Here is a 12,265-nt window from a genome sequence, read left to right as displayed (position 1 = left end):
CAGTCTTTAAGAACCGATAAATTTAATAACAGTTGCAATGATGAAAAGTGTTGCGAAAAAACCAAATGAGACGATAAATCCTACCCCTGAATCAATAGCGTCATTGCGTTTACTTTGAACGTTTTGTTCAAAATCATTCATTTAGAATCCCTCCCCAACATTCCACTTTAGTATAAAATATTGTCAGAAAAAAATCTACAATTTCCATATGAAGAGAAATATAGCGTTTTTACTACTTTTAGATCATGAAGTAATGTGAATTTTTGTTTCCAAGCATGTTAACAGTTGGCACTTATACTCGAATTTTTATTGCGAATAATAAAGGGAAGGTGATTACCGCACACCAATAAGAAACCCGGGGCTTATTGCGTGGCGTTTAATATAAATAAAGGGACGGGTTATATTGCCTGTTCCTTTGTACTTGTAAAACAAAAGCTAGGGCATTAGTATAAATATATATTGCCAAGTTAGGGAGTAGGAAAAAGTATGAGTGATATACATAAAAAGATTAAAAAGAAGCAGTTTGCTCCGTTATATTTACTATATGGAACAGAAGCGTTTTTTATAAATGAAACGATAAAGCTTATTACAACAGAAGCGCTTGAAGAGGAAGATCGCGAGTTTAATGTTGTGACATATGATTTAGAAGAAGCATATTTAGAAGATGTGGTTGAGGATGCACGTACACTTCCTTTTTTCGGAGAACGTAAAGTGTTATTAATAAAATCACCACTCTTTTTAACTTCACAAAAAGAAAAGTTAGAACAAAATATAAAAATTTTAGAAGAATATATTGGGGAACCTTCTCCCTTTTCTATTCTTGTTTTTGTTGCGCCTTACGAAAAGCTGGATGAACGAAAAAAAATTACAAAACTATTAAAGAAAACAGCGGATGTAGTAGAAGCGAATGCAATGCAAGTGCAGGATGTTCAGAAGTGGATTGTTGCTCGGGCAGATGAAGTGCATGTGCATATTGATCATGCGGCTGTTAGTTTGTTGTTAGAGCTTGTGGGAAGTAATGTAACGATGTTGGCGAAGGAAATGGACAAGTTAACGTTATATGTCGGTATGGGCGGAGATATTACACCGAAACTCGTTGCAGAGCTTGTGCCAAAATCAGTTGAACAAAATGTGTTTGCTTTGACAGAAAAAGTGGTGAAAAAAGATATCGCGGGTGCGATGCAAATTTTGGATGGATTATTTACGCAGCAGGAGGAACCTATTAAATTGCTTGCGTTATTAGTAAGTCAATTCCGTTTACTGCATCAAGTGAAAGAGTTACAGCAGCGTGGTTACGGTCAAAATCAAATCGCGTCTCATATTGGTGTGCATCCATATCGTGTAAAATTAGCGATGAATCAAACGAAGTTTTTCTCTTTTGAAGAATTAAAAAAAGTGATAATGGAATTAGCGGAAGCTGATTATAGTATGAAAACGGGAAAAATGGATAAGAAACTTGTGCTCGAGTTTTTCTTAATGCGGTTAAATCATATGTGATGAAACAAAAAAAGTTCACGTGCTAAGAGCGTGAACTTTTTTGTATATAAAAAAACGATCCGAATGGATCGTTTTTTAAACGCCTTACGCGTTTACTTGTTTCGCTAAGCGAGATTTTTGACGAGCTGCAGCGTTTTGGTGGATAAGACCTTTACGAGCTGCTTTGTCAAGTTTTTTAGAAGCAGTTTTGAAAGCTTCTTTAGCATTTTCAAGATCGTTATTAGTAACTAAAGCTTCTACAGTTTTAACAGCAGAACGCATGTCAGACTTGATAGAAGCGTTATGTGCACGACGCTCTTCGCTAAGTTTAGCGCGTTTGATAGCAGATTTGATGTTTGCCATACTTTTCACCTCCCTGGTGCAATCGAATGACTCGATTCTTAACATAGAACAAGTGATATTCTATCAAACGGTGAAGAGAATTGCAATAGTATATCTATGAAATTTCACGTAAAGGAAAGAATGACCTTATATAACTTTGGGAAATCTAACGATATTTACTATGAATGACGGAGGAGATACGATGAAAGAACCATTAGATTTAAGTAAATATAGTGTTAGAACGGACCTTGCTGTAGAGGCGCATCAAATGCTGCAAGAGCGTCAAGAAGAGCAAAAAGGGATAGAAGGCGTTATTGTAAAAGAGAGGGAAGAAGAAGGTATTACCGTTACAAAAGTTACAATTGATGAAGCTGCCTCTGACTCGATGGGTAAAAAACCTGGAAATTATTTAACGCTTGAAGTACAAGGTATACGTCAACAAGATACGGAGCTGCAACAAAAAGTAGAGCGTATTTTTGCAAAAGAATTTTCTTATTTCTTAGAAGAGGTTGGCGTTACGAAAGAAGCGAGTTGTTTAATTGTTGGTCTTGGAAATTGGAATGTAACGCCGGATGCGCTTGGACCGATAGTTGTAGAAAATGTATTGGTAACGAGACATTTGTTTCAATTGCAGCCTGAAAGTGTAGAAGAAGGGTTTAGGCCTGTTAGTGCAATTCGGCCGGGGGTAATGGGAATTACAGGGATTGAAACGAGCGATGTTATTTATGGAATCATTGAGAAGACAAAACCAGACTTTGTCATTGCAATTGATGCATTAGCTGCTCGTTCTATTGAAAGGGTAAATAGTACGATACAAATTTCTGATACAGGAATTCATCCTGGGTCGGGTGTTGGGAATAAACGTAAGGAACTCAGTAAAGAAACATTAGGTATTCCTGTTATCGCAATTGGTGTTCCGACTGTGGTGGATGCCGTTTCGATTACAAGCGATACAATTGATTTTATTTTGAAACATTTTGGCCGGGAGATGAAAGAAGGAAATAAACCTTCCCGATCTTTGTTGCCGGCTGGTTTTACATTTGGAGAAAAGAAAAAATTAACAGAAGAGGATATGCCGGATGAAAAGAGCCGGAATATGTTTTTAGGTGCTGTAGGTACACTGGGAGATGAAGAGAAGAGAAAATTAATTTATGAAGTGTTATCTCCTCTTGGTCATAATTTAATGGTGACTCCGAAAGAAGTAGATGCCTTCATAGAGGATATGGCAAATGTAATAGCAAGTGGTTTAAATGCAGCGCTGCATCATCAAATTGACCAAGATAATACAGGAGCATATACACATTGATGGGAAGTGACGATAATCATGTAAGTCGCTTTTCGCTTTTATGTATATGTAGTGTGGCTATATGCTTACTTATGGTAATAGCAGGGGTGGCACTTGCAAATCATGGGTTGAAAAGTATGAAAGGTTATCAGCAAATGTCGTATGAACAAATCGCTCATATGACAGGAACAAAAGGTGAGGCCACTGAATCAGAAACTTTGGAGAGTTCGTTTTCCGCTACTGAAAAACAAAAACAATTAGAAAGCTTAAAAAGTTTTAATATTGTAGAAGGAATGGGTATGGCGATAGCAAGCGTTGCCTATGAAATAACAAAGTTTGGAACAGATATAGTTGTTGGGAAAGTAAAAGGGATTTTTAGTTAAGAGTCAAACGGAGGACGGTTGTTTTACAGGTTTGTAAGACAGCCGTTCTTTAATTTGAAAAAGGTTTGTCTCTTATGGTTTGTTCGCATAAGATATAAATAGAATGATTTGTATCGTAAGCAGCACGAGTTTTCATTGAATCTTTGCTGCTCTATTGATATAATCAGTGCTAGTGTATATTGGCGAGACTATTAGGAGTTGAGAACATAGATGAACAAAGAAGAAAGAGCAAAAAGACAGTCCAAAATTCGTAATTTCTCTATCATTGCTCATATTGACCACGGAAAGTCAACGTTAGCAGACCGTATTTTAGAGAAAACAAACGCGTTAACACAACGTGAAATGAAAGCTCAGTTGCTTGACTCTATGGATTTAGAGCGTGAGCGTGGTATTACAATTAAATTAAACGCAGTACAATTAAACTATAAAGCAAAAGACGGCGAAGAATATATTCTTCACTTAATTGATACACCAGGACACGTCGACTTTACGTACGAAGTATCTCGTAGTTTAGCGGCTTGTGAAGGTGCAATTCTTGTAGTAGATGCAGCGCAAGGTATTGAAGCGCAAACGTTAGCGAACGTATACTTAGCGCTTGATAACAATTTAGAAATTTTACCGGTTATTAATAAAATCGACTTACCAAGTGCAGACCCAGAGCGTGTACGCCAAGAGGTGGAAGATGTAATTGGGTTAGATGCATCAGAAGCTGTACTTGCTTCGGCAAAAGCTGGGATTGGTATCGAAGAGATTCTAGAACAAATCGTTGAAAAAGTGCCAGCACCAACAGGTGATTCAGAAGAACCGTTACAATGTATGATCTTTGACTCTTTATATGATCCATACCGCGGTGTAATTGCGTATATCCGTGTTGTAAATGGAACGGTAAAAGTTGGCGATAAAGTACGTATGATGGCAACTGGAAAAGAATTTGAAGTAACAGAAGTAGGTGTGTTTACACCGAAAACTACGCAACGTGATGAGTTAACAGTAGGTGATGTAGGTTTCTTAGCGGCATCGATTAAAAATGTTGGTGACACACGCGTTGGTGATACGATTACACATGCGAAACGTCCAGCAGCTGAGCCATTACCTGGTTACCGTAAATTAAATCCAATGGTATTCTGTGGTCTGTATCCGATTGACTCTGCACGTTACAACGACTTACGTGATGCGCTAGAGAAATTAGAATTAAACGATTCTGCTCTTGAGTTTGAGCCAGAAACATCTCAAGCGCTAGGATTTGGTTTCCGTTGTGGATTCTTAGGACTTCTTCATATGGAAATCATTCAAGAGCGTATTGAACGTGAATTTAAAATTGATTTAATTACAACAGCGCCAAGTGTTATTTATAAAGTATTCTTAACGAATGGTGAAGACATGATTGTCGATAACCCGTCCAATATGCCGGATCCACAGACAATTGATCGTGTTGAAGAGCCATTTGTTAAAGTGGCAATTATGGTTCCGAATGACTATGTTGGAGCTGTAATGGAAATTTGCCAAGGTAAACGCGGAACGTTTATTGATATGCAATATTTAGATGAAACGCGTGTTACATTGACATATGAAATCCCATTATCAGAAATCGTATATGACTTCTTCGATCAGTTGAAATCAAATACGAAAGGATATGCATCATTTGATTATGAGTTAATTGGTTACAAACCATCTAAACTTGTGAAAATGGATATTCTTTTAAATTCTGAGCAAGTCGATGCTCTATCATTTATCGTACACCGTGATTCAGCGTATGACCGTGGTAAAGTAATCGTAGAAAAATTAAAAGAATTAATTCCAAGACAGCAGTTCGAAGTGCCAATTCAAGCGACGATCGGAAACAAAGTTGTAGCGCGTTCTACAATTAAGGCGATGCGTAAAAACGTACTTGCGAAATGTTACGGTGGTGACATTTCTCGTAAGCGTAAACTTCTTGATAAGCAAAAAGAAGGTAAAAAACGTATGAAGTCTGTTGGTTCTGTAGAAGTACCGCAAGAAGCATTCATGGCTGTACTGAAAATGGATGACAACTAATAGTTGGAATGAAAAAAGAAGTCGTTTATGCGACTTCTTTTTTACGTATAATTACTTTTTAGACATCTGAGTAGCTCTCATTTACAATAGTGAGAGAGCTTTTTAGTTCATATAGAGTTAGGAGTTTGTTAATGTCTGAAAATATTCGAAAAGATATTCAAGAAAAAATACAAAATGGCAATTTTAATTGTGAAAAGGAATTGACGCTTTCTATTATTAGTGGAAAGTGGAAAGTTGTAATATTATGGCATCTTGGTGTGGAAGGGCCTCATCGTTTTAGTGAATTACAACGATTATTTCCGAGCATTTCTCATAAAGTTTTGTCAAACCAATTAAAAGAGTTAATGGAAGATGGGATTGTTGATCGAACAGTATACCCAGAAATTCCTCCGCGAGTGGAATATTATATGACGGAATTAGGCATGTCGCTTTTACCAATCGTTGAAATGATGTATGATTGGGGAAAAATGCGAATGGAACAAATTCGTAATACGTTAGAGAAGTAAAAGAAGCCTCCCGAGCGCGGAGGTTTTCTTTTTAGAAAGGTAGGAGTTATTTTTGGTGCAAGCTGCATATATTCATATTCCGTTTTGTCAGCATATTTGTCACTATTGTGATTTTAATAAAGTGTTTATTGAACGCCAGCCGGTCGATCAATATTTAGAGTATTTAGAGAAAGAAATAATAAATACAGTTCAAAAGGTACCGTTTGATAGTATGAAAACGATTTTTGTTGGCGGGGGAACTCCGACAGCATTAAATATGGAACAGACAAAGAAATTATTAGATATTATAAATCGTCGTTTACGTCCGTTTGCCCCGAATTGTGAATTAACATTTGAAGCGAATCCAGGTGATTTGCCGAAAGAGAAATTAAATGTATTGCTAGAAGGTGGAGTGAACCGAATTAGTTTTGGGGTGCAAACATTTCGAGATGAATTGCTTGAGAAAATTGGACGTAAGCATACGAGAGAAGATGCGTTTGTAGCAATTAGAGAAGCGCAGGAAGTAGGCTTTAAAAATATAAATGTAGATATTATTTATGCTCTGCCAGGACAGACGATAGAAGATGTAAAAGAAACATTAGACATTGCTTTTACGCTTGGTGTACAACATTTCTCGGCATATTCATTAATTGTGGAACCGAAAACAGTATTTTATAACTTAATGAATAAAGGGAAATTAAGACTTCCAGGTGAAGACCATGAAGCGAAAATGTACGAAATGGTAATGGATGAAATGGAGAAACATGGCTATACCCAGTATGAAATTAGTAATTTTTCAAAAGGTAATAATGAAAGTAGACATAATCTCACATACTGGAATAATGAAGAGTATTATGGATTTGGAGCTGGAGCGCATAGTTATGTAAATGGAGAACGTATCCAAAATGTAGGGCCGCTCAAGCAATATTTCAATAAGATCGATGAAACCGGATTTCCGTATTTAGATGTTCATGTGGTGACGGAGAAAGAAAAAATGGAAGAAGAGTTGTTCTTAGGACTCCGAAAAACAAAAGGTGTATCTAAAATAGCGTTTCAAAAGAAATTTAATATGGAAATGGATCAAGTTTTCGCGAAGCAGTTACAAAACAACCAAGAACAAGGATTGCTTGAAGAGAGCGATGGATATGTTCGTTTAACGCGAAAAGGAAAATTATTAGGGAATGAAGTATTCCAATCATTTTTGATTGACTAATTAAATGTTCCATTAACGTGAAAAAGTTTCATTATTTCGTGACGTTTCCGTTGACAATTGAATGTCAATTTTGGTAAGTTATTAATAGATTTAGCACTCGAAGACAAAGAGTGCTAACAGAGGTGATGATGAGATGCTTACGGAACGTCAGCTCTTAATTTTACAAACAATTATTGATGACTTTATTGGATCAGCGCAACCTGTTGGGTCAAGGACGTTGGCTAAAAAAGATGAAATTACATTTAGTTCAGCTACTATACGAAATGAAATGGCTGATTTAGAGGAACTAGGATTTATTGAGAAAACGCATAGTTCTTCTGGACGTGTTCCTTCTGAAAAAGGATATCGATTTTATGTAGACCATCTTTTAGCGCCGCAAAATTTACCGAACGATGAAATTGTACAAATTAAAGATTTATTTGCTGAAAGAATTTTTGAAGCGGAAAAGATTGCACAACAATCAGCTCAAATTTTATCAGAGCTTACAAATTATACGGCCATTGTTCTTGGACCGAAGTTAAGCACAAATAAACTTAAAAACGTACAAATTGTTCCGCTTGATCGTCAAACTGCAGTCGCTATTATTGTAACGGATACAGGGCATGTACAAAGCAAAACGATTACCGTTCCGGAATCTGTTGATTTATCAGATTTAGAAAAAATGGTTAATATTTTAAATGAAAAGCTATCGGGCGTACCAATGTCGGAACTCCATAATAAAATCTTTAAGGAGATTGTTACGGTATTGCGTGGGTATGTTCATAATTACGATAGTGCAATAAAAATATTGGATGGTACATTTCAAGTTCCGTTATCGGAAAAGATATACTTTGGAGGGAAGGCAAATATGCTTTCGCAACCAGAGTTTCATGACATTCAAAAAGTTAGATCTTTACTTACCATGATTGATAACGAAGCTGAGTTTTATGATATTTTGCGTCATAAACAAGTTGGTATTCAAGTGAAAATTGGTAGGGAAAACTCTTCAACGGCTATGGAGGATTGCAGTTTAATTTCTGCAACATATTCAATCGGAGAAGAACAGGTTGGAACAATTGCAATTTTAGGTCCAACGAGAATGCAATACTCTCGTGTAATTAGTTTGTTGCAGTTATTTACAAGGCAAATTACAGACGGACTAAAAAAATAAAAAATAAAGAATAAAGAAGAATACATTCGCTCAAGTGATAAGCAATACATCACTGTGTGTAATATATAACTATACTTAGGTAATCATGCTATGCATGATACCTAATACCTTTTAAGGAGGTGAAAATTGTGGAAGAGCGTAACGAACAAGTTGTAGAAGAAGTGAAAGAAGAAGTAAAAGAAGCACAAGTTGAAGAAGCCGTAACATCTGAAGACAGCGAAGAATCTGTTGAAGAAAAAAGTGAGGCTGCTCTTTTACAAGAAAAAGTAGATGAATTGCAAGCGAAACTGACGGAAACGGAAGGCCGTATGCTACGTCTACAAGCTGATTTTGAAAATTATAAGCGTCGTGTTCAAATGGATAAACAGGCTGCTGAAAAATATAGAGCACAAAGTCTTGTTTCAGATATTTTGCCAGCTCTTGATAATTTTGAAAGAGCGATGCAAGTGGAAGCAAATGATGAGCAAATGAAGTCCTTATTACAAGGGATGGAAATGGTATATCGTCAATTGTTAGAAGCGATGACAAAAGAAGGTGTAGAAGCGATTGAAGCTGTTGGTAAACAGTTTGATCCTCATGAACATCAAGCTGTTATGCAAGTAGAAGACAGCGAATTTGAATCAAATGCGGTTGTGGAAGAATTCCAAAAAGGTTATAAATTAAAAGACCGTGTAATTCGCCCATCGATGGTAAAAGTAAATCAATAATTTACATAAAAGTAGGAGGATTCGCCATGAGTAAAATTATCGGTATTGACTTAGGTACAACAAACTCTTGTGTAGCTGTTATGGAAGGTGGAGAACCAAAGGTTATCCCAAATCCAGAAGGAAACCGTACAACACCTTCTGTTGTAGCTTTCAAAAATGAAGAACGTCAAGTTGGGGAAGTAGCAAAGCGTCAAGCAATTACAAACCCAAATACAATCATGTCTGTTAAACGTCATATGGGTACAGACTACAAAGTAGAAATCGAGGGTAAAGAATATACACCTCAAGAAATTTCTGCAATCATTTTACAAAACTTAAAAGCTTCTGCTGAAGCATATTTAGGTGAAACAGTAACGAAAGCTGTTATTACAGTACCTGCATACTTCAACGATGCAGAGCGTCAAGCAACGAAAGATGCTGGTCGTATCGCTGGTTTAGAAGTTGAACGTATCATTAACGAACCAACAGCAGCAGCGCTTGCTTACGGTTTAGAAAAACAAGATGAAGAGCAAAAAATCTTAGTATATGACTTAGGTGGCGGTACATTTGACGTATCTATCCTTGAGTTAGCAGATGGAACATTTGAAGTTATTTCAACTGCTGGTGACAACCGTCTTGGTGGAGATGACTTTGACCAAGTTATCATCGATCACTTAGTAGCTGAGTTCAAAAAAGAAAATAACATTGATTTAAGCCAAGATAAAATGGCACTTCAACGTTTGAAAGATGCAGCTGAAAAAGCGAAAAAAGATCTTTCAGGTGTAACACAAACACAAATTTCATTGCCATTCATTAGTGCTGGAGCTGCTGGTCCATTACACTTAGAATTAACATTAACAAGAGCGAAATTCGAAGAGCTTTCAGCAAACCTTGTTGAAAGAACATTAGAACCAACTCGTCGTGCTTTAAAAGATGCTGGTCTATCTGCAAGTGAATTAGATCGCGTTATCCTTGTAGGTGGTTCTACTCGTATCCCAGCTGTACAAGAAGCTATTAAACGTGAAACTGGTAAAGAACCATATAAAGGTGTAAACCCGGATGAAGTTGTAGCATTAGGTGCTGCAGTTCAAGGTGGCGTACTTACTGGTGATGTAGAAGGCGTACTATTATTAGATGTAACTCCACTTTCTTTAGGTATTGAAACTATGGGTGGTGTGTTCACGAAACTAATCGAGCGTAACACTACAATTCCAACAAGTAAATCACAAGTATTCTCAACAGCTGCTGATAACCAACCAGCAGTAGACATTCACGTATTACAAGGTGAGCGTCCAATGTCAGCTGACAACAAAACGTTAGGACGTTTCCAATTAACGGATATCCCACCAGCACCACGTGGTATTCCACAAATCGAAGTAACATTCGATATTGATGCGAACGGTATCGTTAACGTACGTGCAAAAGATTTAGGAACAAGCAAAGAACAAGCTATTACAATCCAATCTTCTTCAGGTCTTTCTGATGAAGAAGTAGATCGTATGGTAAAAGAAGCAGAAGCAAACGCTGACGCTGACCAAAAACGTAAGGAAGAAGTTGAACTTCGTAACGAAGCTGACCAACTTGTATTCCAAACAGATAAAGTTGTAAAAGATTTAGAAGGTAAAGTAGATGCAGCTGAAGTTGCAAAAGCAACAGAAGCGAAAGAAGCATTACAAGCTGCGATTGAGAAGAACGAGCTTGAGGAAATCCGTGCGAAAAAAGACGCTTTACAAGAAATCGTACAACAACTAACTGTTAAACTATATGAGCAAGCTCAAGCAGCTGCAGGGCAAGCAGAAGGTGCACAAGGAGCACAAGATGCTGGCGCGAAGAAAGACAATGTAGTAGACGCTGAGTTTGAAGAAGTAAAAGAAGACAAGTAATTCAACTGTAAACATAATAAGTAAGATGACAAAAAGTCAAAGTCAAGCGTGCCTTGGCTTTGGCTTTTTTCACGAATGAGAAGGAATGTGTGAGGGTCTTAAGTTTTTTACTTTGCATACTGTAAGTGAGGAAACTTTGTTGCAAAGCACTTTCTTTCGGTGTTAAAATTACGTTTATGTGAAAGATTCGGGGGTTGTAAATTTATGAGTAAACGAGATTATTATGAGGTCCTTGGACTTAGCAAGGGTGCTTCAAAAGATGAAATAAAAAAAGCGTATCGTCGTTTGGCTAAAAAATACCATCCAGACGTAAGTAAAGAAGAAAATGCAATTGAAAAGTTTAAAGAAGTGCAAGAAGCATACGAAGTATTAAGCGACGATCAAAAGCGTGCGCAATATGATCAATTTGGTCATGCTGGTGCTAATCAAAGCTTCGGTGGCTTTGGCGGCGGAGGAGACTTCGGCGGTGGCTTCGGTTTTGAAGATATCTTTAGTTCATTCTTTGGCGGCGGTGGCGGCAGACGTCGTGATCCAAACGCTCCGCGTCAAGGTGCTGACTTACAATATCAAGTTACTTTAGATTTTGAAGAAGCTATTTTTGGTAAAGAGTTAAATGTTGAGATTCCAGTAGAAGATCCATGTGATACTTGTAAAGGTAGCGGGGCAAAACCAGGAACTTCAAAAGAAACATGTAAACATTGCTCAGGATCAGGGCAAGTAAGTGTAGAACAAAATACACCATTTGGTCGTATCGTAAACCGTCAAGCTTGCGGTCATTGTTCAGGAACTGGGCAAATCATTAAAGAAAAATGTACGACATGCCACGGTTCTGGTAAAGTTCGTAAACGTAAAAAAATCAATGTAAAAATTCCAGCAGGTATCGATAATGGTCAACAAATCCGCGTATCTGGAAAAGGGGAAGCGGGCGTAAATGGCGGCCCAGCAGGAGATTTATATGTTGTTGTTCATGTAAGAAATCATGAATTCTTTGAGCGCGAAGGAGATCACATTATTTGCGAAATGCCATTAACATTTGCGCAAATGGCACTTGGTGATGAAGTAGAAGTTCCTACTGTTCATGGTAAAGTGAAGCTGAAAATTCCAGCAGGAACACAAACAGGAACAGAATTCCGCCTAAAAGGAAAGGGTGCTCCGAACGTACGTGGATACGGTCAAGGAGATCAATATGTAGTCGTTCGTGTTGTTGTACCGACGAAATTAACTTCACAGCAAAAAGATTTATTGCGTGAATTTGCAGGACAAGAAGAGCAGGATGATAGTTTATTCGGAAAGCTTAAACGTGCTTTCAAAGGGGAATAATGGAAATA

12 protein-coding genes are annotated in these 12,265 nt (G+C 37.4%); 10 read left to right on the top strand and 2 right to left on the bottom strand.

The window, feature by feature from the left end; all coding sequences use genetic code 11:
- Positions 1–6 precede the first annotated feature (6 nt).
- Positions 7–141 (bottom strand): YqzM family protein, encoded by a 135-nt coding sequence (locus PDQ68_RS03535; RefSeq protein ID WP_000997609.1) that lies wholly within the window; start codon positions 139–141, stop codon positions 7–9.
- A gap of 345 nt (positions 142–486) precedes the next feature.
- On the opposite strand from PDQ68_RS03535, the gene holA reads away from it, so the two are divergent.
- Positions 487–1,497, top strand: a complete 1,011-nt coding sequence (gene holA / locus PDQ68_RS03530; RefSeq protein WP_001279918.1) for a DNA polymerase III subunit delta — start codon at positions 487–489, stop codon at positions 1,495–1,497.
- 84 nt (positions 1,498–1,581) lie between these two features.
- Here the strand turns inward: holA and rpsT are convergent, their stop codons facing one another.
- Positions 1,582–1,839 carry a 30S ribosomal protein S20 gene (gene rpsT, locus PDQ68_RS03525; RefSeq protein ID WP_001274011.1) on the bottom strand — a complete coding sequence of 86 codons (258 nt, stop codon included), beginning with the start codon at positions 1,837–1,839 and terminating at the stop codon, positions 1,582–1,584.
- Positions 1,840–2,020: 181 nt separating this feature from the next.
- Between rpsT and gpr the strand changes: the two genes are divergently transcribed.
- The 9 genes from gpr (at position 2,021) to dnaJ (ending at position 12,257) form a co-directional block, all read left to right on the top strand.
- The gene (gene gpr / locus PDQ68_RS03520) at positions 2,021–3,124 is read left to right on the top strand and encodes a GPR endopeptidase (RefSeq protein WP_000662630.1); all 1,104 of its coding nucleotides are present in this window, start codon (positions 2,021–2,023) and stop codon (positions 3,122–3,124) included.
- Positions 3,124–3,486 carry a YqxA family protein gene (locus PDQ68_RS03515; RefSeq protein WP_016718499.1) on the top strand — a complete coding sequence of 121 codons (363 nt, stop codon included), beginning with the start codon at positions 3,124–3,126 and terminating at the stop codon, positions 3,484–3,486. The genes gpr and PDQ68_RS03515 overlap by 1 nt, the downstream gene beginning before the upstream one ends.
- 210 nt (positions 3,487–3,696) lie before the next feature.
- Entirely contained in the window at positions 3,697–5,520 is a 1,824-nt protein-coding gene (gene lepA / locus PDQ68_RS03510) for an elongation factor 4 (RefSeq protein ID WP_061184078.1), read from the top strand.
- 131 nt (positions 5,521–5,651) lie between these two features.
- Positions 5,652–6,026, top strand: coding sequence for a winged helix-turn-helix transcriptional regulator (locus PDQ68_RS03505; RefSeq protein WP_001293546.1), 375 nt, complete (start codon positions 5,652–5,654; stop codon positions 6,024–6,026).
- Between the two features lie 52 nt (positions 6,027–6,078).
- Complete coding sequence (hemW, locus tag PDQ68_RS03500) at positions 6,079–7,218, top strand: radical SAM family heme chaperone HemW (protein WP_016718498.1); 1,140 nt, start codon at positions 6,079–6,081, stop codon at positions 7,216–7,218.
- Between the two features lie 133 nt (positions 7,219–7,351).
- Complete coding sequence (hrcA, locus tag PDQ68_RS03495) at positions 7,352–8,368, top strand: heat-inducible transcriptional repressor HrcA (protein ID WP_000954951.1); 1,017 nt, start codon at positions 7,352–7,354, stop codon at positions 8,366–8,368.
- A gap of 128 nt (positions 8,369–8,496) precedes the next feature.
- Positions 8,497–9,075, top strand: a complete 579-nt coding sequence (grpE, locus tag PDQ68_RS03490) for a nucleotide exchange factor GrpE (protein WP_000392719.1) — start codon at positions 8,497–8,499, stop codon at positions 9,073–9,075.
- A 26-nt stretch (positions 9,076–9,101) separates the two neighbouring features.
- The gene (gene dnaK / locus PDQ68_RS03485; protein WP_000034690.1) at positions 9,102–10,937 is read left to right on the top strand and encodes a chaperone protein DnaK; all 1,836 of its coding nucleotides are present in this window, start codon (positions 9,102–9,104) and stop codon (positions 10,935–10,937) included.
- Positions 10,938–11,141: 204 nt separating this feature from the next.
- Entirely contained in the window at positions 11,142–12,257 is a 1,116-nt protein-coding gene (gene dnaJ / locus PDQ68_RS03480; protein WP_061184077.1) for a chaperone protein DnaJ, read from the top strand.
- The last annotated feature ends 8 nt before the right edge of the window (positions 12,258–12,265 follow it).

Origin of the sequence: Bacillus cereus group sp. Bc010, assembly GCF_027716745.1 — a bacterium.
Classification (GTDB): domain Bacteria; phylum Bacillota; class Bacilli; order Bacillales; family Bacillaceae_G; genus Bacillus_A; species Bacillus_A pacificus.
This window is presented reverse-complemented; position numbering and strand designations above follow the sequence as displayed.

Bases quoted from the DNA above. Each gene is read 5' to 3' on its own strand.
- lepA (WP_061184078.1), top strand. From the start codon at position 3,697: ATGAACAAAGAAGAAAGAGCAAAAAGACAGTCCAAAATTCGTAATTTC.
- rpsT (WP_001274011.1), bottom strand. From the start codon at position 1,839: ATGGCAAACATCAAATCTGCTATCAAACGCGCTAAACTTAGCGAAGAG.
- PDQ68_RS03535 (WP_000997609.1), bottom strand. From the start codon at position 141: ATGAATGATTTTGAACAAAACGTTCAAAGTAAACGCAATGACGCTATT.
- gpr (WP_000662630.1), top strand. From the start codon at position 2,021: ATGAAAGAACCATTAGATTTAAGTAAATATAGTGTTAGAACGGACCTT.
- dnaJ (WP_061184077.1), top strand. From the start codon at position 11,142: ATGAGTAAACGAGATTATTATGAGGTCCTTGGACTTAGCAAGGGTGCT.
- holA (WP_001279918.1), top strand. From the start codon at position 487: ATGAGTGATATACATAAAAAGATTAAAAAGAAGCAGTTTGCTCCGTTA.
- PDQ68_RS03505 (WP_001293546.1), top strand. From the start codon at position 5,652: ATGTCTGAAAATATTCGAAAAGATATTCAAGAAAAAATACAAAATGGC.
- PDQ68_RS03515 (WP_016718499.1), top strand. From the start codon at position 3,124: ATGGGAAGTGACGATAATCATGTAAGTCGCTTTTCGCTTTTATGTATA.
- hrcA (WP_000954951.1), top strand. From the start codon at position 7,352: ATGCTTACGGAACGTCAGCTCTTAATTTTACAAACAATTATTGATGAC.
- dnaK (WP_000034690.1), top strand. From the start codon at position 9,102: ATGAGTAAAATTATCGGTATTGACTTAGGTACAACAAACTCTTGTGTA.